This window comes from Stutzerimonas azotifigens, from assembly GCF_013522725.1.
Classification (GTDB): Bacteria; Pseudomonadota; Gammaproteobacteria; order Pseudomonadales; family Pseudomonadaceae; genus Stutzerimonas; species Stutzerimonas azotifigens_A.
Genome location: NZ_JAAMRF010000002.1, coordinates 432,921 through 458,351 on the forward strand (window position 1 = coordinate 432,921; position 25,431 = coordinate 458,351).

Here is a 25,431-nt window from a genome sequence, read left to right on the forward strand (position 1 = left end):
CCGTGTTTCGTCCTGACAGTCCGGATCCGCCATGACTTATTGCGTTGCCATGAACCTGAGCGAGGGCTTGGTGTTCGTTTCCGACTCCCGTACCAATGCCGGAGTCGACCACATCGCCACCTTCCGCAAACTTTATATCTTCGGTGTTCCGGGAGAGCGGCTGATCGTATTGCAAGCGGCGGGCAATCTCGCCACGTCGCAGTCGGTCATCAGTCTTCTACGCCAGCGGCTCAAAGGCAAGGGGCCTCACCTGTGCAGTGTCGACAGCCTGTTCGAAGCGGCGCAACTGGTCGGCAAGACGATGCGTGAAGTGGTCTCGCGCGACGCCGAGCCCACCATGTCGGCCGGCGTGGACCTGACCTGCTCGTTTCTGCTGGGCGGACAGATCGGCGAAGAGCCACCAGCGCTGTTCAACCTGTACCCGCAGGGCAACTTCATCGCGGCGACACCCGATACGCCGTATTTCCAGATCGGTGAAAGCAAATACGGCAAGCCGATTCTCGACCGCGCGCTGACTTACCAGACGCCGCTGGATCACGCCTTGCGCTGTGCGCTGATTTCGTTCGACTCGACCATTCGCAGCAACCTGTCGGTCGCCTTGCCGCTGGACGTGCTGGTCTACCGAAGCGGCAGCCTGGAAGTCCCGAAAGGCTACCGCGTGCAGGAAGGGGATCCGTATTTCGAGGAAATTCGCGACTACTGGGGAGGCGGATTGCGTCGCCTGCTCGGCGAGCTGAGCTCGCCGCCGGACGGTTACTGGAACTGACCGAGCCGGAGGCGAGAGAGGCTTACGCTGGCTGAGGTTCGGCGCCCTGGTCGCCATTGGCGGCGGGGCGATCCTTGGGCATCCCCGCGACGGTGATTTCCGGCAGCTTGCCGCCGATGAACTCGACGCTCTGGGTGGGGAAGGCGAACTGCACTTCCATCTCGGCGAGATGCTCCATCAGCTTCAGGTTGATCTCCTGCTGGATATCCATGTAACGGTTGTACTCGGAGCTGAGCACCATATAGACCACTTCAAAGGTCAGCTGGTAGTCGTCGAAGGCCAGAAAATGCGCCCGATCGAAACGGGTCATCTCGATCCCTTCGATGATGCTGCGAACTACCCCACCAATCTCACGCACCTTGGCCGGCGGCGTGTTGTAGGTGACACCGAACTTGAAGACGATACGCCGCTGCTGCATGCGCTTGTAGTTGTGCAGCGTTTGCTTGAGCAGGTCCGCGTTGGAGCAGACGATCTGTTCTCCGCTCAGCGCGCGGATGCGCGTGGTCTTCAGGCCTATATGTTCGATGTTACCGGCCACCTCGCCGAAGACCACGAAATCACCAACTTCGAACGGCTTGTCGATGCCGATCGACAGCGAGGCGAAGACGTCGCTGAGCAGGGTCTGAACCGCGAGCGCGATGGCGATACCGCCGACGCCGAGGCTTGCCACCAGTGCGGTGATGTCGACCCCGAGGTTCGCCAGGATAGACAGCAGCATCATGGTCCAGACGACCAGGCGGATCATGATGCCGATGATGGTCGTGGTCACCGGGTTTCGCGTCTTGCCATCATGGGTCAGGCTTTCCATCCATAGCCGCACGCCGCAATCGAGCCAGAGTGCGATCTGGAACGCGAGCGCCACGAACCAGCCGTGCGCCATGGTGGCTTCCCAGCGCGGGGAAAGCTCGACGATCTTCAGGCCGATCAGCAAGGAGAAGGCGAAGATCAATAGCCGACTGGTGCGGCTGAGCATCTCGGCGACGAATGTGTAGATGCGTGTCTTCGAGCCCTTGGCCATGGTTTGCAGGCGCCTGGTCAGAACCTTGACCAAGGTGCGCAGTACCCAGTAACTGATTACCGTCACAGCCGTGACGATGGCGAAATCGATCCAGATCGACTCGTTCAACAGAACGTCCCAATTCATTAAAAAATGGCTCCTGTGAGGCTGCGCGCAAGGCGCAGAGATAAGGGCGGGGCTGTTTTTCAGTCGGCCATAGGCGCGATAAGTTCCCGTCAAAGGGGTACGCATACGCCTTTGCTGGCTGAGGTCGGCTGGGGTTTCGGGGCGCGGAAAGAGGCCGGGGCGGGGCCTGGAGTGCCCGCCGCTACTGCTCGGGCATGGCGAGGCGGCGCGGATGGTCGCGGTGACGTACAGGCCAGAACGGCTCACATCGCGGCTTGCTCAACTGAAAATCCGGGTGAGGTTGGGGAGAATCAGCACAACGGCTGTAGCGAGAAGAATCAGTGTTGCCTGGCGAAGTTTTTTTTGTTTAAACATGGGGCGGCCTTTTATTTTTCTGGACGCCTGGCGGCGAGTCGCTCTGCAGGCGTGCTGTTGTAAAGTTTCGTCCCGGCCTTGAGCCGGCGGCACGTTTTGCTTGAATAAGTGACCGATAAATTCCGTCATTCATGCATCCGTTGGGCGGCTCGCCCAGTCATGACCTGACCGTCCGCATTGCCGCGATCGTCGCAATTCCCGTGCCAGAGGGCTTGGACGGGGTGTCCACATCATCTCTACCGTTCGTCGTTTCTCGGTTACTGCATTCGGTGGCGGCGGCGGGGCACCTTAGGCGTCGTGGGAGGGTCCACTTTATAAATCGACCCCAGTTTTGGAGGTAGTCATGAAGTGCACAGCTTTCCCCCTGATGCTTCTGACGGTGGCGTTATCCGGTGCCACGCTGGCGCAGGAAGACATGACCTTGCAGCAGGAGCGCGACCAGATCGGTGCCGACATGGTGGATAACCGCCAACAGACCGGACAGGGCATCAATGCCATACGTGAACCTGCACCTGCGGGTGAGACCGGGGGTGCCGCAGGCGGTGCAACCCGTCCTGACATCGGCGTCAACAGTCCGCAGTTCGACTCTTCGCCGGCAACTTCACCTAGCCGAACCGTTCCGGACCGACCCGCTACTACGCCGGCACCAACCGGCTCGACCACCGCGCCTGCCGGTGGCGGCACGGTTAGTCCGCTGCCATCCAACACGGGCGAAGGGGTCGACGTACGGCCGGGAGCCGGCAGCACGGGTGGAAACGGAACATCCACCGGTAGCGGAGGCGCCGCGACGCCATCCGGTGGTGCCGCAACGCCGTCCGGTGGCGCCCCGACCGGTACAGGTGCGAATTAGCGCTTTGGTCAAAGCAAAAAAAAGCCCGACTTGCGTCGGGCTTTTTCATATCTGGCGGTGAGGGTGGGATTCGAACCCACGATACGGTTTCCCGTATACACACTTTCCAGGCGTGCTCCTTCAACCGCTCGGACACCTCACCGGATCTCGCCAGACGATCAGGTCTGTCGAGGCGCGCTAATGTAGCGGAAGAGACCTGGCATGGCAAAAGTTTTTTTAGCTTATTCATGCGCTTATTAGGTTTTGCCAGAAACGGGCAGCGGTCTCGTTTCTGGCCAGATGATGGCCCACCTGTGGCAGTCGTCTGATAACCTCCGGGCAGGTTCAGATCTCAGACCGGCCTGGCCAGGTATGGCATGAAATTGTTTCGCAAGCTGAGGAAGCGCCCCGACACTACGCTCGTGATGACCAAACGTCGCGTCGACGTCGCTCGCCTTGAACTTGGGATGTATGTCTGCGAACTCGATCGACCCTGGAGCGAAACGACTTTCCTTTTCCAGGGCTTTCCACTGTTGCGGTTGTCCGACCTGAATGCGGTCAGGAAGCGCTGCGACTACGTCTACGTCGATGACACGCAGCGCGTGGCGTTGCACCAGATCGAGCGGAGCGTACCTGTGGCGCTCAAGCCCACGGCGCGGCGCGAGCGGGTGCGTGAGCCCCTCTATGCGGAAATCGACCACGCACGAACCGCCTTCCAGGACAGCTCCCTGGTCCTGGGCGAGTTGCTTGCCGACGTGCAACAGGGCCGGCCCATCGACACATCGGCTTGCCAGGCGGCCGTCAGGCGCAACCTCGAAAGCCTTCTGCGCAACGAGAGCGCCATGCTCTGGCTGACCCGGTTGAAGGATCAGGACGTCTATACCAGCTTGCACTGCCTGTCGGTGTCGATCATGGCGATGGGCTTCGGTAACCACCTGCAATTGGCCGACGCCGAACTCGAGCTGCTGGGGCTCGGCGGCCTGCTGCATGACGTTGGCAAGGTGCGCATCGATCCGGAAGTGCTTAACAAACCGGGCAAGCTCACGGCCGAGGAGTTCGCCCACGTCAAGTTGCATCCGGTGTTCGGCTATGAAGCGCTCAGGGACCAGGCCGACATACCGGTCGCCGCCGCCCAGGCAGCGTACGGCCATCATGAGCGCCTCGATGGCAAGGGATACCCGCAGGGGGTCGCGGAGCGCCAGATTCCCTTCATGACGCGCATCATCACCATCGTCGATGCGTTCGACGCCATCACCAGCCACCGTTCGTATGACAAACCGCGCCCGGTGCAGGTGGCGTTCGACATCCTGCGCGAGGGCAGTGGTACCCAGTTCGATCCGAAGCTGGTACGCGACTTCATTCAGTGGCTCGGTGTGTTTCCGGTGGGCACCCTAGTGGAATTGCACACCGGCGAAGTCGCATTGGTGCTGGAAAAACACGAGCGGCTGCAGCTGCGTCCCCGGGTCGTCGTGCTGCGCGATGCGGACAAGCAGCCCTGCGAGCCGCGCTACCTGGATCTCGCCCGGATCTGCGTCGACGCAGAGGGTAACCCGTATCGGATCAGCAACGGTTTGCCGGACGGTTCCTATGGGCTGTTCATCGCCGATCCCGCCCTCCAGGCGATCCTCCATCCCCAATCCCTGTTCGACTTCGAAGTCGGGTTCGGCATCGAGGACGATTGAAATGCCAGCCTGACCGGGCGGTCAGTCACGGCGCTTTACCTCGTCGATAGCGATGGTTAACGTCTGCGCTATTCAAACAAGGAAAACCGCCATGACTGAGCTGATCGCCTACCAATTCGAAGACGGCATCGCCACCCTGACGCTTGCCAACGGCAAGGTCAACGCCATCTCCCCTGACGTCGTTCAGGCATTCAATTCCGCGCTGGACCGCGCCGAGCAGGACCGCGCCATCGTCATCATCACCGGGCAACCGGGGATCCTTTCTGGTGGTTACGACTTGAAGGTGATGACGTCGAGCCCCGAGGATGCCGTGGCGCTGGTCGCCAGCGGTTCGACCCTGGCGCGGCGGATGCTCGCCCATCCTTTTCCCATTATCGTCGCCTGCCCGGGGCACGCGGTAGCCAAGGGCGCGTTCATCCTGCTTTCGGCGGATTATCGGATCGGTGTCGAAGGCGCGTTCAGTATCGGGCTCAACGAGGTGCAGATCGGCATGACCATGCACCACGCGGGGATCGAGCTGGCTCGTGACCGGCTGCGCAAGTCGGCGTTTCATCGTTCGGTGATCAACGGCGAGATGTTCGATCCACAGGGAGCCATGGACGCCGGCTTCCTCGATCGTGTCGTGCCGGCGGGCGAGCTGATGGCGGTGGCCAGGGCGACGGCCCAGCAGATGAAGAAAATCCAGATGACGGCCCACCGCAACACCAAGCTGAAGGTGCGCAAGGCGCTGCTGGAAACCCTGGACCGGGCCATCGAACTCGACCGGCAGCACCAGCTCTGAAAGACCGCGGCGCGACAGAAATGCGCGCGCCGCTGCCCAACGCCTCGATCCTGCGTTTACACTGGGCGTTCGGCGCCAGCGGTCCGCTGGCGCCTTCCTCATTCGATTCCATCGCCTCGCAGGAGAGCTCTGATGTCCGCCCCGCATACCCCGGTAGAACGCGCCGATTTCGACCAGGTCATTGTTCCCAGTTTCGCGCCTGCCCGCTTCATCCCGGTACGCGGTCAGGGCTCGCGAGTATGGGATCAGACGGGGCGCGAGCTGGTGGATTTCTCCGGCGGCATCGCCGTGAACGTGCTGGGTCACGCCCACCCCGAATTGGTTGCCGCGCTGACCGAACAGGCCGGCAAGCTCTGGCACATCTCCAATATCTTCACCAACGAGCCGACGCTACGCCTGGCCAAGAAGCTGGTGGCGGCGACCTTTGCCGACCGGGTGTTCTTCTGCAACTCGGGTGCCGAAGCCAACGAGGCCGCGTTCAAGCTGGCCCGTCGCTACGCCCATGATGTCCACGGGCCGCAGAAGTTCGAGATTATTTCCGCGGTGAACAGCTTCCACGGTCGGACCCTGTTTACCGTCACAGTGGGCGGCCAGCCCAAGTATTCCGATGGCTTCGGGCCGAAGATCGAAGGCATCACCCATGTGCCGTACAACGATCTCGAGGCCCTGAAGGCGGCCATTTCCGACAAAACCTGCGCCGTGGTGCTCGAGCCGATCCAGGGCGAAAGCGGGATCCTGCCGGCCGAGCAGGCCTACCTGGAAGGCGCACGCGCCTTGTGCGACGAGCACAACGCGCTGCTGATCTTCGACGAGGTGCAGTGTGGCATGGGCCGTACCGGCGAGCTCTTCGCCTACATGCACTACAACGTGGTGCCGGACATCCTCTCCAGCGCCAAGAGCCTGGGTGGCGGCTTCCCGATCGGAGCCATGCTCACTACCCACGAGATCGCCGCGCATTTTAGTGTCGGGACCCATGGCACGACGTATGGCGGCAATCCCTTGGCCTGTGCAGTCGCGGAACGGGTGCTCGACATCGTCAACACGCCCGAGGTGCTCGAGGGCGTCAAGGCACGCCATGAGCGGTTCAAGACGCGCCTGCTGCAAATCGGCGAGCGCTATGGGCTGTTCAGCCACATTCGCGGCCGCGGCATGCTCATCGGCTGCGTGCTTTCCGACGCCTGGAAGGGGCGTGCCCGGGATGTCTTCGATGCGGCCGAACGCGAGGCGGTGATGGTGCTGCAGGCCGGTCCCGATGTAGTGCGTCTGGCACCGAGTCTCGTGATCGACGAGGCCGACATCGAAGAGGGGCTGAACCGTTTCGAGCGCGCCGTCGCTACCCTGACGCAGGCCTAATCCATTCCACGCGGGGGTGGGCCCCGCGTCACCAGCAGAGACATCACCATGAGCGACAGCCTTCAACTCATCCTCGAAGACGTGGACGGTACCCAGCTTGAAACCTCCTGCACCCGATTCGCCGTCATGTGGCAGGGCAGGGAAGTGTGGATCCAGCAGGTCGGCAATGGCCAGCTGATGATCGGCGTGGATGTCGAGGATGGCGACACCGAATACGCAAACCTGCTGCTGCGCCCGCTGGCAACCAATCTGGTGAGCCTGCAGCTGGAGATGGAGCCGGTCGAAGCGGACGACCACGTGCACGGTCCCGACTGCAACCACGACCACTAAGGCAGGCCCGGATGCTTTCTCTGGGTAAGCTGCTCGAGTTAAGCCTGGCCGGTCGTGAACCGGCTGAAAAAATCCAGGTCACCAGCCGCGGCGTCAAGCTGCATTGGCTGGCCGATGGCGTGCTTCAGATAACGCCACCTGCCAGCGAGGACTGTGGCGTCGATTTACTCCTGTCGGCAGGGATTCACGGCAACGAGATCATTCCGATCGAGTTGCTCGACCGGCTGATCCGGGCGATCGCCCGGGGCGATTTGCGCCCGCGGGTCCGTTTGTTGGTCATGTTCGGCAATCTCGAGGCGATTCGTCGTGGGGTGCGCCACATCGGCAACGATCTTAATCGCCTGTTCTGTGGTGCTCACGTGGAGGCAGGCGGTGCCGAGGCGATGAGGGCGATGGAACTCGAGCGCATGACCGCGAGTTTCCTTTCTCTCGAAGGGCGGACGCGCCGTCATTACGACCTCCATAGCGCAATGCGTCCTTCGCTGTTGAGCCAGTTCGCCATCTGTCCGTGGCGCAACGGGCGTCCTTTGGCCGAGGGGGCTCTCGAGCGATTGCGTGCGGCGTCGATGGATGGGGTGCTGATGCAGCGTGCGGCATCCACTACCTTCAGCGCTTACACCGCCAACGAGCACGGCGCCGAAGCCTTCACCCTCGAACTTGCCGAGGAAAGCGCTGAGCGCTGGCCGGCTTGTCTGCAGGTATTCGAGCGGGCGATGCAGGCTCAAATTGCCGGTCAGTCGATACAGGCAGAGGCGACGCCGGAGCGGTTTCATGTGTTCAGCGTCGCCCGGGAAATCATCAAGCGCAGCGAGCGATTCAGGCTATGCCTGCCGGACGACGTCGAGAATTTCGCGATGCTGGTGCCCGGCACATTGCTGGCCGAGGATGGCGAGGGAGATCGCTGGATCGTCGAGGAAGAAGAAGCCCGCATCCTGTTCCCAATGGCTCAGGTCGCCATTGGCCAACGGGCCGGATTGGTGGTAGTACCTGGCGAGCCCGCTTGAGCAGTGCCGGGCGTTGCGCCCGGCTTCTCTTGATCAGACGCCGGTAGGCGGGTTGTTCAGTGAATCGTTGCCGGTCACCGTCGCGCTGCCGGTGGCCGCCTGCGCATTCTGCTTCATGCGTTGCTGATCGTTGACCGATGGCTCCAACGGCATCTGGCTTGAATGCTTGTCGGCCATCGCCGTGTGCTCGTTGATCTCGCAGAGCACACGCTTCGCCTCGCAATGGCCGGTCATGCCGCGCGCCAGCGCCATGCCACCCACGGCCAGCTGCAACAGGCCACCGATGCCTCCGCGCCGCAACCCCTTGCCCAGGAAATACAGTCCGCCCACGACCGAGGCGGTGCGCTCCCAGCCATGAACGTTCTCGCTCTTGGAACCATCGGAAGGAAGAGTGCGATTCATCATCAGGTCTCCGGGAAGATGTTGTTCATTTACAGACTCTGACGCGTCCCGGCTGTTCATGCCGCAGGTCGGATAATCCACCCGCTGCATTGACGATGCGCAATCAGTCGGCTGTGCCTGTCATGTCATTCCGAACACCTTCAGCATGAACGCATATTCCAGCGCCACGTCCTTGAGCGCCTGATAGCGACCGCTCATGCCGCCATGGCCTGCGCCGAATTCGGTCTTGAGCAGCAACAGTGCGTCGTTGGTCCGCAACGCCCGCAGGCGGGCGACCCACTTGGCTGCCTCCCAGTACTGGACGCGGCTGTCGTTGTAACCGGCGACGGCGAGTATCGCGGGATAATTCTGCGCGCGCACGTTCTCGTAAGGCGCATAGGCTTTGATACGGGCGTGCACCTCGGGGTCGTTCGGGTCGCCCCATTCATCGTATTCGGTAACGGTCAGCGGAAGGTCGGGGTTGAGCATGGTGTTGAGCACATCGACGAAAGGCACCTCGGCGATGGCCGCGCCGAACAGCTCCGGACGCAGGTTTAGGACCGCGCCGATCAGTAGACCGCCGGCACTGCCACCGCTGATGACCAGCTGCGAAGGTTGGGTGTAACCCTCGGCGATCAAAGTCTCGGCGCAGGCGATGAAGTCGCTGAAAGTGTTGGGCTTGTGCTCGAGCTTGCCGGCGCGATACCAGGCCTCGCCCAGGTCGCCGCCGCCGCGCACGTGGGCGATGGCGAAGACGAAACCGCGATCGAGCAGCGACAGCCGCGCATGGGAGAACCAGGGATCGAGGCTGTGGCCATAGGCCCCATAACCGTAGAGGTAGAGCGGAGCCGGCTGACCGAAGGTCTCGCGCCTCGCCACCAGGCTCACCGGCACGCGGGTGCCGTCGGGCGCTGTGGCCCAGATGCGCCGGCTTTCATAGGCATCCGCCTCGAAGGGCCCTTCCACCGGGGTTTCCTTGAGCACCTGCTGGCTACCATCGGCGAGGACAAGCTCACGGATCTGTGCCGGGCGGTTGAGCGCCTCGTAGCGCAGCCGGATCACCGTGCTGGTGAATTCTAGGCTGTTCTGCACGTGCAGGCTGTACACCGCATCGGGCAGTTGGACGCGGTAGGGCGCGACGCCTTGCGGGCGCACCTCGATCAGCGGCAGGCCCTCGGCACGCAGTGTCAGGGTGATGGCCTCGGCGTTCAGGCTGACGTCTTCGAGCATCACTGCCTCGTCATGCGGGACCAGCTCCTGCCAATGCTCGCGCTGCGGGCGGTCTTCGTCGGCTGCGTAGAGCGCGAAGTTGATGCCTGCCTGGTTGCTGCGGATCAGCCAGCTCCAGCGCCCCTCGTGCAGACCGTGGTCCGGGAAGTATTCGTGTTCTTCCTCGCGAGTCGCGAGGCAGGTCCAGGTGCCTTCCGGCGTGTCGGCCGGCAGTACCCAGGCTTCGCTGGTGGTCTTGCTGTGGGAGAGGATGACCAGTTGCCGGTCGGAGCTGGCACGGTAGCAATGCACGAAGTAGCGGCCGTCCGGGTCGTAAAACACCTCGGTGGGGCTCGCTTCGCCCAGGCGATAGCGGTTGATGCGGTGCGGGCGGTGAGTTTCGTCCAGCTCGCCGAAAAACAGCGTCTGGCTGTCGTTGGCCCAGGTCATGCTGCCGTCGCAGTGTTCGAAGGGCAGGGCGGTTATCTCGCCGCTCTGGAGATCCTTGACGAACAGCTGATAGATCTCGTCGCCCTGGGTATCGAGGCTGTAGGCAAGCTTGCTGTGATCCTGGCTGACGCTGAAGGCGCCCAGGGACAGGAAGCCACCGTTGGCGAGCTCGTTCGGGTCGAGCAGCAGCTGCTCGGCCGTTTCGTCGACCTTGAGCGAGCCATCGACCGGCCTGGGGCAACGGTAGTGACGCGGGTATTCGTCGCCGGCGGTGGTGCGCTGGTAATACAGCCAGGGACCCCAGGGGCTGGGCAACGACAGGTCGGTCTCGCGAATGCGACCTTTTATTTCTTGGAAGAGGGTCTCGCGCAGCTCGGCCTGTTCGGCCAGTTGCTCTTCCAGATAGGCATTCTCTGCCTTGAGGTATTCAACCACATCCGCAGCGTCGCGGTTTTCCAGCCAACGGTAGGGATCGTCTCCCTGGTCTACTCTGGCAGTCGGGGCTTTGCTCATGGGTACTCCGGGCAGGGCGGCTGCAGGTGCAGCGGCGGCATTGAAGCGGTTCCGGTTATCTGTAGTGACATAGACCGGCGATTGGCCGAGTTTACCCGGCTCGCTCATCGGTAAGGGTAGTGGGCGAACGTCTGGACCTGTCGATCCGTGAATGGGCGGCCATCATCGCGTTGGGCATGCGCCCATGGCGTGGGACATCCGCCATGATGGTGTGGCCGCCGCCGCCGCTACGGTCGGCCAATTGACAAGGCAACGCTTTTCCCTGAAGGTGTGCGCACCCAAATCAAACGGGCGTATGAATCGAGTGTTTGCCTGCGTAGGAACCCGGTTCAGGCCCGACTATCGTGTCGGTGGGTGTCGTATCCGTGGCGTCACGGCGGATGGCCAGATGGCCGGGCGACGAGCGACGCGTAACGTTCAGCTTCCATACCGTGGAGATCAGTTGATGATTTACGAAGGTAAAGCCATCACGGTTAAGGCTCTTGAGAGCGGCATCGTCGAAGTGAATTTCGACCTCAAGGGTGAGTCCGTCAATAAATTCAATAGCCTCACTCTTAACGAACTCCGTCAGGCCGTCGATGCCATCAAGGCAGACACTTCCGTCAAAGGCGTGATCGTCAGCAGCGGCAAGGACGTCTTCATCGTCGGTGCCGATATCACCGAGTTCGTCGACAACTTCAAAATGCCCGACGAGGAGCTGGTTGCCGGCAACCTCGAAGCCAACAAGATCTTCAGCGATTTCGAAGACCTGGGCGTGCCCACCGTCGCCGCCATCAACGGCATCGCCCTGGGTGGCGGTTTCGAAATGTGCCTGGCCGCCGACTACCGCGTGATGTCCGCTACGGCCAAGGTCGGCCTGCCGGAAGTCAAGTTGGGCATCTACCCGGGCTTCGGCGGTACCGTGCGTCTGCCGCGCCTGATCGGTGTCGACAACGCCGTCGAGTGGATTGCATCCGGCAAGGAAAACCGCGCCGAAGACGCAATGAAAGTAGGCGCCGTCGATGCGGTCGTGGCTCCCGAGAAGCTGAACGACGCCGCACTCGACCTGGTCAAGCGCGCCATTTCCGGAGAGCTGGATTTCAAGGCCAAGCGTCAGCCCAAGCTCGAGAAGCTCAAGCTCAACCCCATCGAACAGATGATGGCCTTCGAGACCTCCAAAGGTTTCGTCGCTGGCCAGGCGGGCCCGAACTATCCGGCCCCGGTCGAGGCGATCAAGACCATCCAGAAAGCGGCCAGCTTTGGTCGCGATAAGGCGCTGGAAGTCGAGGCCGCAGGCTTCGTCAAGCTCGCCAAGACTTCCGTTGCGCAGAGCCTGGTTGGCCTGTTCCTGAGCGATCAGGAGCTGAAGAAAAAGGCCAAGGCCTACGACAAGCAGGCGCGTGAGGTCAAACTCGCCGCGGTGCTCGGCGCCGGCATCATGGGTGGCGGCATCGCCTACCAGTCCGCGCTCAAGGGTACGCCGATCCTGATGAAGGATATCCGTGAAGAGGGTATCCAGATGGGCCTGGACGAGGCGTCCAAACTGCTCGGCAAGCGCGTCGAGAAGGGCCGCCTGACCCCGGCCAAGATGGCCGAGGCGCTCAACGCTATCCGTCCGACCATGTCCTACGGCGACTTCGGCCACGTCGACATCGTCGTCGAGGCGGTGGTCGAGAACCCGAAGATCAAGCAGTCGGTTCTGGCCGAAGTGGAAGGCCTGGTGCGCGAAGACGCAATCATCGCCTCGAACACCTCGACCATTTCGATCAGCCTGCTGGCCCAGGCGCTCAAGCGCCCGGAAAACTTCTGCGGCATGCACTTCTTCAACCCGGTACACATGATGCCGCTGGTGGAAGTGATTCGCGGCGAGAAGACCAGCGAAACCGCTATCGCCACCACCGTCGCCTACGCCAAGAAGATGGGCAAGAGCCCCGTCGTGGTCAACGACTGCCCGGGCTTCCTGGTCAACCGCGTGCTGTTCCCGTACTTCGGCGGCTTTGCCCGCCTGGTCAGCGCTGGCGTCGACTTCGTGCGCATCGACAAGGTGATGGAGAAGTTCGGCTGGCCCATGGGCCCGGCGTACCTGATGGACGTGGTTGGCATGGACACCGGTCACCATGGTCGCGATGTCATGGCCGAGGGTTTCCCGGACCGCATGAAGGACGATCGCAAGACCGCCGTCGATGCGCTCTATGAAGCCAATCGCCTTGGCCAGAAGAACGGCAAGGGCTTCTACAGCTACGAGACCGACAAGCGTGGCAAGCCAAAGAAGGTCGTCGACGACAGCGTGCAGGGCGTTCTGGCCCCGATCGTCTACGAGCAGCGTGAAGTGACCGACGAGGACATCATCAATTTCATGATGATCCCGCTGTGCCTGGAAACCGTACGTTGCCTGGAAGACAACATCGTCGAGACGGCTGCCGAGGCCGACATGGGCCTGATCTACGGCATTGGCTTCCCTCCCTTCCGCGGAGGCGCGCTGCGCTACATCGATTCGATCGGCGTTGCCGAGTTCGTGGCGCTGGCCGACAAGTACGCCGACCTGGGCCCGCTGTACCACCCGACCGCCAAGCTGCGTGAAATGGCTGCCAACGGCCAGCGCTTCTACGGTTAATCGAGCGAGAACGAGAATATGAGCCTGAATCCGAGAGACGTCGTCATTGTCGACTTCGGCCGCACCCCGATGGGCCGTTCCAAAGGCGGCATGCACCGCAACACTCGCGCCGAGACCATGTCGGCGCACCTGATCGACAGCCTGCTGGCGCGCAATTCGAAAATCGACCCGGCCGAGGTCGAGGACGTGATCTGGGGCTGCGTCAACCAGACCCTGGAGCAGGGCTGGAACATCGCCCGCATGGCTTCGTTGCTGACCCGCATCCCGCACACCAGCGCCGGACAGACGGTGAGCCGCCTGTGCGGTTCGTCGATGAGCGCCCTGCATACTGCCGCGCAAGCCATCATGACCGGCAACGGCGACGTATTCGTCGTCGGTGGTGTCGAGCACATGGGCCATGTCGGCATGATGCACGGGGTCGACCCGAACCCTCAGATGTCCCTGCACGCCGCCAAGGCGTCCGGCATGATGGGCCTGACCGCCGAAATGCTCGGCAAGATGCATGGCATCACCCGCGAGCAGCAGGATGCGTTCGGCGAGCGTTCCCATCGCCTGGCCCACAAGGCCACCGTCGAAGGCAAGTTCAAGGATGAGATCATCCCGATGCAGGGCTACGACGAGAATGGCTTCCTGAAGATGTTCGACTACGACGAAACCATTCGTCCGGAGACGACCCTCGAAAGCCTCGCGCAGCTCAAGCCGGCGTTCAATCCCAAGGGCGGCACCGTGACTGCCGGTACCTCCTCGCAGATCACCGACGGCGCGTCCTGCATGATCGTGATGTCGGCGCAGCGTGCCCAGGATCTGGGCATCCAGCCGATGGCCGTGATCCGTGCCATGGCCGTTGCCGGTGTGGACCCGGCGATCATGGGTTACGGTCCCGTACCGTCCACCCAGAAGGCGCTCAAGCGTGCCGGCCTGACCATCGACGACATCGATTTCGTCGAGCTCAACGAGGCGTTCGCAGCTCAGGCATTGCCTGTGCTCAAGGACCTCAAGCTGCTCGACAAGATGGAGCAGAAGGTTAATCTGCACGGCGGCGCGATCGCGCTGGGCCATCCGTTCGGTTGCTCCGGTGCGCGCATCTCTGGCACCCTGTTGAACGTGATGAAGCAGAACGGCGGTGCTCTGGGCGTGTCCACCATGTGTGTGGGGCTTGGCCAGGGGATCACCACGGTGTTCGAGCGCGTCTGATCGCGTATCGTCGACCGAAACCGGGGCCACGTGCCCCGGTTTTTCTTTTTGAGGACGGCACATGCAAATACAGCCCGGGCGCTATCGCCATTACAAGGGGCCCGAATACCGTGTGTTCGCCGTGGTCCGCCACTCCGAGACCGAGGAAGCGCTGGTGTTCTATCAGGCGCTGTATGGCGAGCAGGGCCTCTGGGTTCGCCCGCTGTCGATGTTCACCGAGACGGTGGAAGTCGATGGCGAGACAGTTCCGCGCTTTGCCTTGATCGAGGCCGAACCGGCCCGTTTCTGACGCAAAGGGCAGGACGCTCGGCAGGCCATGCGCTTGACCTCGGCTTCGTCGCCACTATATATAGCGGTGCTTTTGCGGCTCCGTGAATCCGCCAATGCCTGTTCTGGCACCCGGCGATGGGCCGCACACCCTGGCGTCATCGTGTCGCTTCAGCTCTGGCTGCGCACGAACGCCGGTTTGCTTTACTGCAGTTCGGGCATCTACCGCCTTCACATCTCGATTCAGGAACTCTCCTCTCCATGGGTAAATCGCTGGTCATCGTGGAATCACCGGCCAAGGCCAAGACCATCAACAAGTATTTGGGCAACCAGTACGTGGTGAAGTCGAGTATCGGCCACATCCGCGACCTTCCCACCAGCGGCTCGGGCACTGCCAACAAAGAGCCGGCCAAGCGCACCAAGAGCGCCGAAACCGCTGCCCTGTCGCCAAAGGAAAAATCCAAGCGCCAGCTCTTCGCACGCATGGGTGTCGACCCCGAGGCGGGATGGAAGGCCAAGTACGAGATCCTGCCGGGTAAGGAGAAGGTGATCGAGGAACTGCGGCGCCTGGCCAAGGAAGCCGACACCATCTATCTCGCGACCGACTTGGATCGCGAGGGGGAAGCCATTGCCTGGCACCTGCGCGAGTCCATCGGTGGCGACGACAGCCGCTACAAGCGCGTGGTGTTCAACGAAATCACCAAGAAGGCGATCCAGGAGGCCTTCTCCAAGCCTGGCGACCTGGACATCAATCGCGTCAACGCCCAGCAGGCGCGCCGCTTCCTCGACCGCGTCGTCGGTTACATGGTCTCGCCGTTGCTCTGGCAGAAGATTGCCCGCGGGCTCTCGGCTGGCCGCGTGCAGTCGGTGGCGGTAAAGCTGGTGGTCGAGCGCGAGCGTGAGATCCGCGCCTTCGTGCCCGAGGAATACTGGGAAGTCCACGCCGATCTGGCGACCGCGAAAAAGGCCACCGTGCGCTTCGAGGTCGCCAGGCAGAATGGCGAAGCCTTCAAGCCGCTCAACGAAGCCCAGGCCAACGCGGCGCTGGAGAAGCTCAAGGGCGCCAGCTATAGCGTCGTCAAGCGCGAGGACAAGCCCACCAGCAGCCGTCCCTCGGCGCCGTTCATCACCTCCACGCTGCAGCAGGCGGCGAGCAACCGCCTCGGTTTTGGCGTGAAGAAGACCATGATGATGGCCCAGCGTCTCTATGAGGCCGGCTACATCACCTACATGCGTACCGACTCGACCAACCTCTCGGCCGACGCCCTCGGCATGGCCCGGGGCTTCATCGAAAGCGAATTCGGATCGCAGTATCTGCCGGAGAAGGCGAACGTCTACTCCAGCAAGGAAGGCGCGCAGGAGGCCCACGAGGCGATCCGCCCGTCTGATGTGAATCTGCGGCCGAACCAGCTTTCAGGCATGGAGCGCGACGCCGAACGCCTCTACGATCTCATCTGGCGCCAGTTCGTCGCTTGTCAGATGCCGCCAGCCGAGTACCTGTCCACCGGCGTAACGGTGGCCGCCGCCGATTTCGAACTGCGCGCCAAGGGCCGTATTCTCAAGTTCGACGGCTACACCCGGGTGCTGCCGCAGCAGAGCAAGTCCGGCGAAGACGACGTGCTCCCTGAGATGAAGCAGGGCGATGCGATGACCTTGCTCAAGCTCGACCCGAGCCAGCATTTCACCAAGCCGCCGGCGCGCTACTCCGAAGCCAGCCTGGTCAAGGAAATGGAGAAGCGCGGCATTGGCCGACCTTCGACCTATGCGGCGATCATCTCGACCATCCAGGACCGCGGTTACGTCTCGCTGCATAATCGCCGGTTCTACTCGGAAAAGATGGGCGATATCGTCACCGAGCGCCTGTCGGAGAGCTTCAACAATCTGATGGACTACGGCTTCACTGCCGCCATGGAAGAAAACCTGGACGACGTCGCCCAGGGCGAGCGTGAGTGGAAGCACCTGCTCGATGAGTTCTATGGTGATTTCAGGGGCAAGCTCGAGGCGGCTGAAAGCGGTGAGGGTGGCATGCGAGCCAACCAGCCGACGCTCACTGACATTCCCTGCAAGGTCTGCGGGCGTCCGATGATGATCCGCACCGCGTCCACCGGCGTCTTCCTTGGTTGCTCCGGTTATAGCCTGCCGCCGAAAGAACGCTGCAAGTCGACGGCCAACCTGATTCCGGGTGACGAGATCGCTGCCGATGACGAAGGCGAATCGGAATCGCGAGTGTTGTTGGGCAAGCACCGCTGCCCGATCTGCAGCACGGCGATGGATGCCTATCTGCTCGACGAAAAGCACAAGCTGCATATTTGCGGCAACAACCCCGATTGCTCCGGCTACGAGGTCGAAGAGGGGCAGTACCGTATCAAGGGCTACGAAGGTCCGAGCCTGGAATGCGACAAGTGCGGCAGCGAAATGCAGCTCAAGACTGGCCGCTTCGGCAAGTTCTTCGGCTGCACCAACAGCGAGTGCAAGAACACCCGAAAGCTGCTGAAAAGTGGTGAGCCTGCGCCGCCCAAAATGGACGCAGTGAAGATGCCCGAGCTCAAGTGCGAGAAGGTCGACGATACCTACGTTCTGCGCGACGGTGCCTCTGGGCTGTTCCTCGCTGCCAGCCAGTTCCCCAAGAACCGAGAAACCCGTGCGCCGCTGGTGGTCGAGCTACTGCCGCACAAGGACGAGATCGACCCGAAGTACCACTTCCTGCTGCTGGCGCCGCAAAAGGATCCGGAGGGGCGTCCCGCGGTGATTCGCTTCAGCCGCAAAACCAAGGAGCAGTACGTGCAAACCGAGGTCGAGGGCAAGCCGACCGGCTGGCGCGCCTTCTACGACGGTGGCAAGTGGAAGGTCGAAGACAAGCGCTGAGCCGAGCGCCCTGAGAGCAGTCGCCCAGCGGCGACTGCCTTCAGTCTCTATCGGCTTGCCGTCTGGGCGTCGCCGAATCATGCTGCTTTCGATCCTGTTGCGGAGAATGCCCCATGGCCCACGAGCTCTATACCCGAACGAATCAGAAGATGTACTTTGCCGGTCTGTCGCTGGAGAGCTGGCGCCAGGGCGAGCAGGGCGGATCAATGAATGCCCAGGGCCTGATTCAGGCGGAGCGGGAAGCCTGCCTGTTTCACCTGTACGGCGCGCTGCTAGGCCTCTGTCACGAGATCGCCGGCTATTACCGCTCAGCCGATGCCGGCGCGCCACAGGCCGAAGCAATGCTTACGCCTGCTTCATTGGAGGCGTATCCGAGTCCGGAGCGTGGTGAACTGGTGGAGCTGGCAAACCACCCGGAAACCTGGCTCGGACAGCTGTTGGCGGCTTATGCGGCGCTGTTCCAGCCTCCCCAGGTTCCTGCAAAAGTCAAAGTCGACCCTCGCACTCCCTTGATCGAAGCGGTCAGCATGGATGCCGAGGAGGAGGCACCTGGCCTGTCCCGCGAAGAGGTCGAGGCATGGCGGCAAAACCTCAAGCGCCTGGCGCTGCGCTTTCGCGAGTCGATGACTGAGTGGTGATGCCGGCGGCGGGCGCTGGGCTCGACTACTGAGGCGAGCCTGTGGCAATCGCGCTCGGCTGGTACAATGGGCTCTTTCATGGAGAGTGATCTCATGCCTACGTCTTTTCTGGAAATTGTCGAACTGCCCGACGGGCGCATCGTCCTGCGCCGTGCGGACGACGAAGAAGCGCTGCTTACGCTGGACTTTTCAAGCGACGCGAAACTCTTTCTGCAGGGGCAACACGTTGAAGTTGCCAAGGCGATGATCAATGTTGGGGTGCAGATGGCGGGGCGGATGTCGGAAGGGGAGTTGGAGCGGGAAGAGGAAGGGTCGCGGGTCTTGCATTGAGGTCGGCACGTCCCTGTGCTGACAGATTTAGCAGCCCAGCCTGATATTGAGGCTCTGGGCGCTTCCCCTACGTGCCGCAGCACGCAGCTTCTGTCGTGTGGCACCGTCGAGTTTTCCGAGCCAGCTGATAACCGTATGGCTGCAGCCTGACATCAGGGCTTTGCAGGCCAGGTCGAGCGCATTGTGCGTGCCCCTTGGCTGCAATAGCAGAATACGTTCGCGATTGAGCCCGTTTTCCTTCAGCCATTCCTGAGTCAACACCGAGGGTGGTGCGATCAACGTCAACCAGCGGCTGTCGGCCGCTTCGCTCAGATCCCGCAGGATCGGAGCCAGCAGCAACTGGCAATGCGTGCTGCTGCCGCTGAGGCTCATCTCGCTGAGCCTTTCCGATTCGGATTCACTGTCCTTGAGCGGCAGCGTCGAGAAAGACGCCATGTTGTGGGCCAGGAAGCCCTCGAACAAGGACAGCTGCGAGCGTGATGGAATGCTCTGATACTGCATGGTTTCTCCTCAGCGGCGAATTACGCCGACACTCAAACCTTCGATGACCAGTTCCTGCTGCTCGAGGTCGACCTCGATTGGAGCGAATTCGGGATTTTCCGCAACTAGCCAGACCTTCTTGCCGTCGCGCTTGAAGCGCTTGACGGTGACCTCGTCACCGACGCGGGCGACGACGATCTGGCCGTTGCGGGCTTCACGGGTGGTATGCACGGCAAGCAGGTCGCCATCGAAAATCCCGACGTCCTTCATGCTCATGCCACGCACCCGCAAAAGGTAGTCGGCACGTGGATGGAAAAATGCAGGGTTGATCTGGCAGGATTCCTCGACATGTTGCTGGGCCAGGATGGGCGCGCCAGCAGCCACGCGGCCAATGATCGGCAGGCCGGTCTCTTCGTTCGCCGCTTCGAAGCCTGGGATGCGGATGCCGCGCGATGCGCCGGGAGTCATCTCGATGGCGCCTTTCTTGGCTAACGCCTTGAGGTGATCCTCCGCGGCATTGGGCGATTTGAAGCCAAGCGCCTGGGCTATCTCGGCACGGGTCGGGGGATAGCCGTTGTCTTCCAGGCAGCTTTTGATGAAGGCTAGGATTTCCGATTGGCGCGGCGTCAGCTTGATCATGGCGGGCTCTGTGCGTTTATCCAGTAGCTGGGATTATATACAGTGGCCTGTGGTTGGCAATCGCTGTTTTGCCTCGTCAGGGTTTGCCCTGTGGCACTTTGGGATATGATCCTGGACCCGGCGAGCAGGTTGTCTGTTGACTTGGCGCCGTTTGAAACGTAAGTTTCAAACAGGTGTTTGTCTGGCGGAGGGGTCAATGGCGCAGTCCGAAACGGTGGAGCGCATTCTGGATGCTGCGGAACAGCTGTTCGCGGAGAAAGGCTTCGCCGAAACGTCGCTTCGCTTGATCACCAGCAAGGCCGGCGTCAATCTGGCTGCGGTCAACTATCACTTCGGCTCGAAGAAGGCCCTCATCCAGGCCGTTTTCTCGCGCTTCCTCGGACCGTTCTGCGCCAGTCTGGAAAAGGAGCTCGATCGGCGAGAATCCGAGTCGGATGTACCCGACACGCTCGAGCAGCTGCTGGAAATCCTTGTCGAGCAGACCATAGCGGTGAAGCCGCGCAGCGGCGACGACCTGTCGATCTTCATGCGTCTTCTGGGACTTGCCTTCAGCCAGAGCCAGGGCCATTTGCGGCGTTACCTGGAAGACATGTACGGCAGGGTGTTTCGCCGCTACATGCATCGGGTACACGAGGCGGCCCCGTCGATCCCTCCGATCGAGCTGTTCTGGCGCGTCCATTTCATGCTTGGCGCTGCCGCGTTCAGCATGTCGGGCATCAAGGCGCTGCGTGCCATCGCTGATAATGATTTCGGTGTCGATACTTCCATCGAACAGGTGATGCGCATGATGGTGCCGTTCCTGGCCGCTGGTATGCGTGCCGAGAGCGGGATACAGGACGCCTCGCTCGCCGGCGCCCATCCGCGCGCACGTCGCAACGCGGTAGCCATGCCGGCCAAGGCCTGAGCCTTCGGCTGGGCAGCAGTTACCGCCTCGCCCGAGTTTGCGGCGCCTGTTAAGCTTGCCGCCATGGCTACTCTCGATCACCTCCATATTTCCATCGCCGATCAGCAGCTCTATGGCTTTTGCCAGGGTCGGCTGCGCTGCCGGCTGCCTGTATCGACTGCCCTGAACGGGGCTGGCGAGCGCAATGGCTCCGGTTGTACGCCGCGCGGACGACATGTGGTGCGCGCCCGTATTGGCGACGGGCTGCCGGCCGGCGCGGTGTTGCGGGGCAGGCGCTGGACTGGCGAAACCTGGACGCCGGAGCTGCATGAGCAGCATCCCGGTCGTGACTGGATACTCAGTCGTATCCTCTGGCTAAGCGGTTGCGAGCCGGGCTTCAATCGCCTTGGCGCGGTCGATACCTTCCGTCGCTACATTTATCTGCATGGCACGCCCGACCGTGAACCGCTGGGCGTACCGCTCTCCCACGGTTGCGTGCGCCTGCACAGCGCCGACCTGCTCGAGCTGTTTCCGCAAGTTCCGGCCGGTTGCTCCGTGCAGATCGAGGAAGACAGCCGCCCAGACTGGGCAACGGCCCCTCTCGAATAAGGATTAAGCAAGACATGCAAGGCTCTCTGATGCTGGACATCGCCGGCACCTGGCTCACCGCCGAGGACCGTCATCTGTTGCGCCAGCCGCAGGTCGGTGGGCTGATCCTGTTTGCCCGCAATATCGAGGACCCTGCGCAGGTCCAGCAGCTTTGCCGCTCGATTCGTGCGGTGCGCCCGGACCTTCTGCTCGCGGTCGATCAGGAAGGCGGGCGGGTCCAGCGGCTGCGCCAGGGCTTCGTGCGCCTGCCGGCAATGCGCCGCTTGGCTGCCTGTGCCGATGCGCTGGCGCTGGCCAAATCCTGCGGCTGGGTAATGGCCACTGAGGTGTTGGCAGTCGGGCTGGACATCAGTTTCGCGCCGGTGCTGGACCTCGATCACCAGCGTAGCGCGGTGATTGGTGCTCGGTCATTCGAGGCCGACCCTCGGCGGGCGATCGAGCTGATCGGCGCCTTTATCGAAGGCATGCACGAGGCCGGCATGGCCTGCACCGGCAAGCACTTCCCCGGACACGGGTGGGCCGAGGCCGACTCGCATGTGGCCATTCCCGTCGACGAGCGCGACCTGGCGACCATCCGCAACCATGACATGCTGCCGTTCCAGGCGTTGAGCTCGAAGCTGGATGCGGTGATGCCCGCCCATGTCATCTATCCGCAGGTGGATGATCAGCCGGCAGGCTTTTCCCGCCGCTGGTTGCAAGACATCTTGCGCGGCGAACTCGGTTTCGACGGCGTGATTTTCAGCGACGACCTCTCCATGGCCGGCGCCCATGTCGCCGGCGATGCAGCCGGCAGGATCGAGGCAGCGCTGGACGCCGGCTGTGACATGGGGCTGGTCTGCAACGACCGTGGCGCCGCCGAGCTCGCGCTGGTCGCCTTGCAGCGCCGCTCGGTTCAGCCGGCTGCGCGCCTGGCTCGGATGCGCCGTCGCACCAGCGTTTCGCTCGACTACAAGCAGGACCCACGCTGGCTCGCCGCCATCGGTGTGCTCAGGTCCGCTGACCTGATCGACTGAGGTCCACGCCTCCACGTTTGCAAGACCAAGGATAACGCCATGACCATTCACGCCATCATCGGCGGCACGGGCCTGACCCAGCTGTCCGGGTTCAATCTGCGCGATGCGATCGCCATCGACACGCCTTACGGAGCGCCTTCGGCCCCCATCCTGCGCGGTGAATTCGCGGGTCGCGACGTGTTGTTCCTGGCCCGTCACGGGCATCCGCATCGCATTCCACCGCACCAGGTGAACTACCGGGCCAACCTCTGGGCACTCAAGGAAGCGGGTGCCGAGGCGGTGCTTGCGATGAATGCCGTGGGCGGGATCCATGCGGCGATGGGTGCCGGGCACTTCTGTGTGCCGCATCAACTGATCGACTACACCTCGGGGCGCGATCACACCTTCTTCGAGGGGGAGCTCGAACATGTTACCCACGTGGATTTCAGCTACCCCTATGACGAGGCGCTGCGCAGCCGTCTGGTCGCCGCGCTGGCAGTCGAAGGCTACGCGTTCAGCAGTCATGGCGTGTATGGCTGTACTCAGGGGCCCCGGCTGGAAACGGTCGCCGAGATCGCCCGCATGGAGCGCGACGGCTGTGACATCGTCGGCATGACCGGCATGCCCGAAGCGGTACTGGCGCGGGAGCTGGAGCTGCCCTACGCGTGCCTGGCGCTGGTGGTCAACCCTGCTGCGGGTAAATCCACCGGGATCATCACCATGGAAGAGATCGAGGCCGCGTTGGCCGAGGGGATCGGCAAGGCGCGCGCCGTGCTCGGTCGCGTATTGGCCGGCTAGCCGGGTCAGGGCAGGGGGGCGAGCAGGGCGTCGATGTCGCTTTGCTGCAGGTTCCAGCCTTCCTTGTCGCTGCCTTCGAGCAGTCCGGCGGCCAGATCGGATTTCTCCGCCTGCAGCTGCAGGATGCGTTCTTCGACGGTGCCCCGTGCGATCAGCTTGTAGACGAACACCGATTTATCCTGGCCAATGCGGTGCGCGCGATCCGTGGCCTGGTTTTCGGCGGCCGGATTCCACCAGGGGTCGTAATGGATCACGGTGTCGGCGGCGGTCAGGTTAAGCCCGGTGCCGCCAGCCTTGAGGCTGATCAGGAAGACGGGAACCTCGCCAGCCTGGAAGCGCTCGACGGGCTGACGCCTGTCCTTGGTGGCGCCAGTGATCTGCACGTAGTCGATGCGACGCTGCTTGAGCTCGCCCTCGATCAGCGCGAGCATCGAGGTGAACTGGGAAAACAGCAGCACCTTGCGGCCCTCGGCCAGCAGGCGCTCGAGCATTTCCACCAGACGATCCAGCTTACCCGAGGTGGTCCCGCGTGCCGGCTTGGCATCGCTTGCGACCAGGCGAACATCGCAGCACACCTGGCGCAGTTTGAGCAGGGCCTCGAGGATGATCAGCTGGCTGCGCGCCAGGCCCTTGCGGTCGATTTCTTCCTGGACCTTGCGGTTCATCGCCTGGCGCACGTTCTCGTAGATCTCACGCTGCGCCGCGTTCAGTTCGATCCATTGGATGATTTCGTTCTTCGCTGGCAGTTCGCGCGCCACGTCTTCCTTTTTGCGACGGAGCAGGAACGGGTTGATCCTGCCTTTGAGATGCGCGAGACGGGCGCTGTCGCCATGCTTCTCGATCGGGATGCGGTAGTCCCGGTTGAAGGCATTGGCTTCGCCGAGCCAACCGGGCATGAGGAACTGGAACAGAGACCACAGCTCCCCCAGGTGATTTTCCAGGGGTGTGCCAGTCAGGCACAGTCGCTGGCGCGCGACCAACTGACAGGCCGCGACCGCAGCCTTGCTGCCGGGATTCTTGATGTTCTGCGCCTCGTCGAGAATCAGCACGTGAAAAGCCTGCAGCTTGAGCTTTTCGATGTCCCGGGGCAGCAGCGCATAAGTGGTCAGCAGCAGGTCATAGTCGGCGAGCTTGGCGAAATGGGCCTTGCGCCCTGCACCGTGTAGGGCAGCAACGCGAAGTTGCGGGGTAAAGCGTGCCGCTTCGTCCTGCCAGTTGGGGATCAGGCTGGTGGGCATGACCACCAGCGCCGGTCGGTCCAGGCGCCCGGCGTTCTTTTCCTCCAGCAGGTGGGCAAGGCTCTGCAGGGTCTTGCCCAGGCCCATGTCGTCGCCGAGGATGCCGCCCACCTGCAACTGGCGAAGCGTCTGCAACCAGCCAAGCCCCTCGCGCTGATAGGGGCGCAGCGCGGCGCCCAGTCCGCTCGGTTCGTCGGCGCTTGGCCGGTCCGCCAGTGCGTGTGCGAAATCCAGCAGTTGCGATCCTTCATGCCAGTGCAGTCCCGCCTCTTCGAGGCCGCTCAGGCGGGCGGCGTCGGCCGTGCTCAGCTCCAGCGTGTCGGCCATCGGTTGCTCGGAAAGGTAGAGCTCGCCAAGGGTGGCGAGGATCGGTTTGATCCGTGCTAACGGGACCGCCACCTGCAGCGGACGGCTGTCCCGATTGCTGCGATCGAGTTGCAGGCGTACCCATTCATCGTCGCTGCGGCGCTTGAGCTGCAGCGGGGCGAACTGGCCGGGCTTCTGGTGAACCAGACGGGCCAGCAGGGGCAGCAGGCTGACGCGCTGCCCCCTGATCAGGATGCCCACCTCGAGCTCGAAGCGCAGGGCGTCCGCGTCCGGGCGGGCGCTGGCGTACCAGCCATCCACCGGCGTCAGGTCGAACAGAAAGCCTGGACGCACGTCCACTTCCCAGCCTTGCGCGCGCAGCTGCGGCAACTGCTCGATGGCGAAACGCAGCCAGTCTTCCTCGCTGGCGCGGTCGAACATTTCCGCCGAATCCTTGGGTAGCGCCAGGCTCTGGCGCAGCGCGGTTCTGAAGCCGAGCTGCAACAGCTGCTGGCGCAGCGCCTGTTCGGCCTGGGGCTGTCGGTCGACGGTCGGGCGCGGTTCGCTTCGCAACGTGGGGCCGTGTACGGCGCTATCGCCGTAGATGAAACTCAGGCCGGCGCGATGCTGGTGCTCGCTGACCATCCGCCCGTTGCCCGCGTGATAGTGGGTCGTGAGGCAACTGCCCAGGGTCAGGCGCGGTGTCGGCGCCTGGTCGCTGCTCGGCTGACGCTCCGCTTGGTGCATCATGTGTTCCCGCCGGGATAAGTCCGGCGAGCCCGGTCGGGACCGGGCTCGCCGTC

At 62.7% G+C, this 25,431-nt stretch carries 24 protein-coding genes and 1 tRNA gene; 17 read left to right on the forward strand and 8 right to left on the reverse strand.

What is annotated here, in order from left to right; all coding sequences use genetic code 11:
• Window positions 1-31 precede the first annotated feature (31 nt).
• On the forward strand, window positions 32-766 hold the full coding sequence (locus G7026_RS04995; protein WP_181069653.1) for a proteasome-type protease: 735 nt from the start codon (window positions 32-34) through the stop codon (window positions 764-766).
• A gap of 22 nt (window positions 767-788) precedes the next feature.
• On the opposite strand, the gene G7026_RS05000 is transcribed toward G7026_RS04995, so the two are convergent.
• Both G7026_RS05000 and G7026_RS05005 read right to left on the reverse strand, forming a co-directional pair.
• A complete protein-coding gene (locus G7026_RS05000; protein ID WP_181069654.1) occupies window positions 789-1,910 on the reverse strand; it encodes a mechanosensitive ion channel family protein in 1,122 nt (373 codons plus the stop codon).
• 258 nt (window positions 1,911-2,168) lie between these two features.
• Entirely contained in the window at window positions 2,169-2,393 is a 225-nt protein-coding gene (locus tag G7026_RS05005) for a hypothetical protein (RefSeq protein WP_181069840.1), read from the reverse strand.
• Between the two features lie 214 nt (window positions 2,394-2,607).
• On the opposite strand from G7026_RS05005, the gene G7026_RS05010 reads away from it, so the two are divergent.
• A complete protein-coding gene (locus G7026_RS05010; RefSeq protein WP_181069655.1) occupies window positions 2,608-3,114 on the forward strand; it encodes a hypothetical protein in 507 nt (168 codons plus the stop codon).
• Window positions 3,115-3,166: 52 nt separating this feature from the next.
• On the opposite strand, the gene G7026_RS05015 is transcribed toward G7026_RS05010, so the two are convergent.
• Window positions 3,167-3,256 (reverse strand) — tRNA-Ser (locus tag G7026_RS05015).
• Between the two features lie 214 nt (window positions 3,257-3,470).
• On the opposite strand from G7026_RS05015, the gene G7026_RS05020 reads away from it, so the two are divergent.
• The 5 genes from G7026_RS05020 (at window position 3,471) to G7026_RS05040 (ending at window position 8,243) form a co-directional block, all read left to right on the forward strand.
• Window positions 3,471-4,775: an HD-GYP domain-containing protein gene (locus G7026_RS05020; protein ID WP_181069656.1), complete on the forward strand. Its 1,305-nt coding sequence runs from the start codon at window positions 3,471-3,473 to the stop codon at window positions 4,773-4,775.
• A 91-nt stretch (window positions 4,776-4,866) separates the two neighbouring features.
• Window positions 4,867-5,556: a crotonase/enoyl-CoA hydratase family protein gene (locus G7026_RS05025; protein ID WP_181069657.1), complete on the forward strand. Its 690-nt coding sequence runs from the start codon at window positions 4,867-4,869 to the stop codon at window positions 5,554-5,556.
• Window positions 5,557-5,688: 132 nt separating this feature from the next.
• Window positions 5,689-6,909 (forward strand): aspartate aminotransferase family protein, encoded by a 1,221-nt coding sequence (locus G7026_RS05030; RefSeq protein WP_181069658.1) that lies wholly within the window; start codon window positions 5,689-5,691, stop codon window positions 6,907-6,909.
• 48 nt (window positions 6,910-6,957) lie between these two features.
• Window positions 6,958-7,239, forward strand: coding sequence for a topoisomerase II (locus G7026_RS05035; RefSeq protein ID WP_181069659.1), 282 nt, complete (start codon window positions 6,958-6,960; stop codon window positions 7,237-7,239).
• Between the two features lie 11 nt (window positions 7,240-7,250).
• On the forward strand, window positions 7,251-8,243 hold the full coding sequence (locus tag G7026_RS05040; protein ID WP_181069660.1) for a succinylglutamate desuccinylase: 993 nt from the start codon (window positions 7,251-7,253) through the stop codon (window positions 8,241-8,243).
• A 33-nt stretch (window positions 8,244-8,276) separates the two neighbouring features.
• On the opposite strand, the gene G7026_RS05045 is transcribed toward G7026_RS05040, so the two are convergent.
• Window positions 8,277-8,645 (reverse strand): YgaP family membrane protein, encoded by a 369-nt coding sequence (locus G7026_RS05045; protein ID WP_181069661.1) that lies wholly within the window; start codon window positions 8,643-8,645, stop codon window positions 8,277-8,279.
• A gap of 120 nt (window positions 8,646-8,765) precedes the next feature.
• The gene (locus tag G7026_RS05050; protein ID WP_181069662.1) at window positions 8,766-10,796 is read right to left on the reverse strand and encodes a S9 family peptidase; all 2,031 of its coding nucleotides are present in this window, start codon (window positions 10,794-10,796) and stop codon (window positions 8,766-8,768) included.
• Window positions 10,797-11,241: 445 nt separating this feature from the next.
• Between G7026_RS05050 and fadB the strand changes: the two genes are divergently transcribed.
• From fadB to G7026_RS05080, 6 genes are all read left to right on the forward strand, one after another.
• The gene (gene fadB / locus G7026_RS05055; protein ID WP_181069663.1) at window positions 11,242-13,389 is read left to right on the forward strand and encodes a fatty acid oxidation complex subunit alpha FadB; all 2,148 of its coding nucleotides are present in this window, start codon (window positions 11,242-11,244) and stop codon (window positions 13,387-13,389) included.
• Window positions 13,390-13,407: 18 nt separating this feature from the next.
• Entirely contained in the window at window positions 13,408-14,583 is a 1,176-nt protein-coding gene (fadA, locus tag G7026_RS05060) for an acetyl-CoA C-acyltransferase FadA (protein ID WP_181069664.1), read from the forward strand.
• A 61-nt stretch (window positions 14,584-14,644) separates the two neighbouring features.
• Window positions 14,645-14,872, forward strand: a complete 228-nt coding sequence (locus tag G7026_RS05065; protein WP_181069665.1) for a DUF1653 domain-containing protein — start codon at window positions 14,645-14,647, stop codon at window positions 14,870-14,872.
• Between the two features lie 239 nt (window positions 14,873-15,111).
• Window positions 15,112-17,715, forward strand: a complete 2,604-nt coding sequence (gene topA / locus G7026_RS05070; RefSeq protein ID WP_181069666.1) for a type I DNA topoisomerase — start codon at window positions 15,112-15,114, stop codon at window positions 17,713-17,715.
• A 113-nt stretch (window positions 17,716-17,828) separates the two neighbouring features.
• Window positions 17,829-18,353 carry a DUF6586 family protein gene (locus G7026_RS05075; protein ID WP_181069667.1) on the forward strand — a complete coding sequence of 175 codons (525 nt, stop codon included), beginning with the start codon at window positions 17,829-17,831 and terminating at the stop codon, window positions 18,351-18,353.
• Between the two features lie 93 nt (window positions 18,354-18,446).
• Complete coding sequence (locus G7026_RS05080) at window positions 18,447-18,683, forward strand: hypothetical protein (RefSeq protein WP_181069668.1); 237 nt, start codon at window positions 18,447-18,449, stop codon at window positions 18,681-18,683.
• Window positions 18,684-18,710: 27 nt separating this feature from the next.
• Here the strand turns inward: G7026_RS05080 and sulA are convergent, their stop codons facing one another.
• Both sulA and lexA read right to left on the reverse strand, forming a co-directional pair.
• Entirely contained in the window at window positions 18,711-19,184 is a 474-nt protein-coding gene (gene sulA / locus G7026_RS05085) for an SOS-induced cell division inhibitor SulA (RefSeq protein ID WP_181069669.1), read from the reverse strand.
• A gap of 9 nt (window positions 19,185-19,193) precedes the next feature.
• Window positions 19,194-19,802: a transcriptional repressor LexA gene (gene lexA, locus G7026_RS05090; protein ID WP_181069670.1), complete on the reverse strand. Its 609-nt coding sequence runs from the start codon at window positions 19,800-19,802 to the stop codon at window positions 19,194-19,196.
• Between the two features lie 196 nt (window positions 19,803-19,998).
• On the opposite strand from lexA, the gene G7026_RS05095 reads away from it, so the two are divergent.
• The 4 genes from G7026_RS05095 to G7026_RS05110 all read left to right on the forward strand — a co-directional run bounded on the left by G7026_RS05095 (window position 19,999) and on the right by G7026_RS05110 (window position 23,084).
• Window positions 19,999-20,706: a TetR/AcrR family transcriptional regulator gene (locus G7026_RS05095; protein ID WP_181069671.1), complete on the forward strand. Its 708-nt coding sequence runs from the start codon at window positions 19,999-20,001 to the stop codon at window positions 20,704-20,706.
• A gap of 63 nt (window positions 20,707-20,769) precedes the next feature.
• Window positions 20,770-21,294 carry a L,D-transpeptidase gene (locus G7026_RS05100; RefSeq protein WP_181069672.1) on the forward strand — a complete coding sequence of 175 codons (525 nt, stop codon included), beginning with the start codon at window positions 20,770-20,772 and terminating at the stop codon, window positions 21,292-21,294.
• A gap of 14 nt (window positions 21,295-21,308) precedes the next feature.
• Entirely contained in the window at window positions 21,309-22,307 is a 999-nt protein-coding gene (nagZ, locus tag G7026_RS05105; protein ID WP_181069673.1) for a beta-N-acetylhexosaminidase, read from the forward strand.
• A 39-nt stretch (window positions 22,308-22,346) separates the two neighbouring features.
• A complete protein-coding gene (locus G7026_RS05110) occupies window positions 22,347-23,084 on the forward strand; it encodes an S-methyl-5'-thioinosine phosphorylase (RefSeq protein WP_181069674.1) in 738 nt (245 codons plus the stop codon).
• Window positions 23,085-23,089: 5 nt separating this feature from the next.
• Here the strand turns inward: G7026_RS05110 and G7026_RS05115 are convergent, their stop codons facing one another.
• Window positions 23,090-25,378, reverse strand: a complete 2,289-nt coding sequence (locus G7026_RS05115; RefSeq protein WP_181069675.1) for a DEAD/DEAH box helicase — start codon at window positions 25,376-25,378, stop codon at window positions 23,090-23,092.
• Between the last annotated feature and the right edge of the window lie 53 nt (window positions 25,379-25,431).

Coding starts and splice junctions, on each gene's coding strand:
- G7026_RS04995 (WP_181069653.1), top strand. CDS start 32: ATGACTTATTGCGTTGCCATGAACCTGAGCGAGGGCTTGGTGTTCGTT.
- G7026_RS05000 (WP_181069654.1), bottom strand. CDS start 1,910: ATGAATTGGGACGTTCTGTTGAACGAGTCGATCTGGATCGATTTCGCC.
- G7026_RS05005 (WP_181069840.1), bottom strand. CDS start 2,393: ATGACGGAATTTATCGGTCACTTATTCAAGCAAAACGTGCCGCCGGCT.
- G7026_RS05010 (WP_181069655.1), top strand. CDS start 2,608: ATGAAGTGCACAGCTTTCCCCCTGATGCTTCTGACGGTGGCGTTATCC.
- G7026_RS05020 (WP_181069656.1), top strand. CDS start 3,471: ATGAAATTGTTTCGCAAGCTGAGGAAGCGCCCCGACACTACGCTCGTG.
- G7026_RS05025 (WP_181069657.1), top strand. CDS start 4,867: ATGACTGAGCTGATCGCCTACCAATTCGAAGACGGCATCGCCACCCTG.
- G7026_RS05030 (WP_181069658.1), top strand. CDS start 5,689: ATGTCCGCCCCGCATACCCCGGTAGAACGCGCCGATTTCGACCAGGTC.
- G7026_RS05035 (WP_181069659.1), top strand. CDS start 6,958: ATGAGCGACAGCCTTCAACTCATCCTCGAAGACGTGGACGGTACCCAG.
- G7026_RS05040 (WP_181069660.1), top strand. CDS start 7,251: ATGCTTTCTCTGGGTAAGCTGCTCGAGTTAAGCCTGGCCGGTCGTGAA.
- G7026_RS05045 (WP_181069661.1), bottom strand. CDS start 8,645: ATGAATCGCACTCTTCCTTCCGATGGTTCCAAGAGCGAGAACGTTCAT.
- G7026_RS05050 (WP_181069662.1), bottom strand. CDS start 10,796: ATGAGCAAAGCCCCGACTGCCAGAGTAGACCAGGGAGACGATCCCTAC.
- fadB (WP_181069663.1), top strand. CDS start 11,242: ATGATTTACGAAGGTAAAGCCATCACGGTTAAGGCTCTTGAGAGCGGC.
- fadA (WP_181069664.1), top strand. CDS start 13,408: ATGAGCCTGAATCCGAGAGACGTCGTCATTGTCGACTTCGGCCGCACC.
- G7026_RS05065 (WP_181069665.1), top strand. CDS start 14,645: ATGCAAATACAGCCCGGGCGCTATCGCCATTACAAGGGGCCCGAATAC.
- topA (WP_181069666.1), top strand. CDS start 15,112: ATGGGTAAATCGCTGGTCATCGTGGAATCACCGGCCAAGGCCAAGACC.
- G7026_RS05075 (WP_181069667.1), top strand. CDS start 17,829: ATGGCCCACGAGCTCTATACCCGAACGAATCAGAAGATGTACTTTGCC.
- G7026_RS05080 (WP_181069668.1), top strand. CDS start 18,447: ATGCCTACGTCTTTTCTGGAAATTGTCGAACTGCCCGACGGGCGCATC.
- sulA (WP_181069669.1), bottom strand. CDS start 19,184: ATGCAGTATCAGAGCATTCCATCACGCTCGCAGCTGTCCTTGTTCGAG.
- lexA (WP_181069670.1), bottom strand. CDS start 19,802: ATGATCAAGCTGACGCCGCGCCAATCGGAAATCCTAGCCTTCATCAAA.
- G7026_RS05095 (WP_181069671.1), top strand. CDS start 19,999: ATGGCGCAGTCCGAAACGGTGGAGCGCATTCTGGATGCTGCGGAACAG.
- G7026_RS05100 (WP_181069672.1), top strand. CDS start 20,770: ATGGCTACTCTCGATCACCTCCATATTTCCATCGCCGATCAGCAGCTC.
- nagZ (WP_181069673.1), top strand. CDS start 21,309: ATGCAAGGCTCTCTGATGCTGGACATCGCCGGCACCTGGCTCACCGCC.
- G7026_RS05110 (WP_181069674.1), top strand. CDS start 22,347: ATGACCATTCACGCCATCATCGGCGGCACGGGCCTGACCCAGCTGTCC.
- G7026_RS05115 (WP_181069675.1), bottom strand. CDS start 25,378: ATGATGCACCAAGCGGAGCGTCAGCCGAGCAGCGACCAGGCGCCGACA.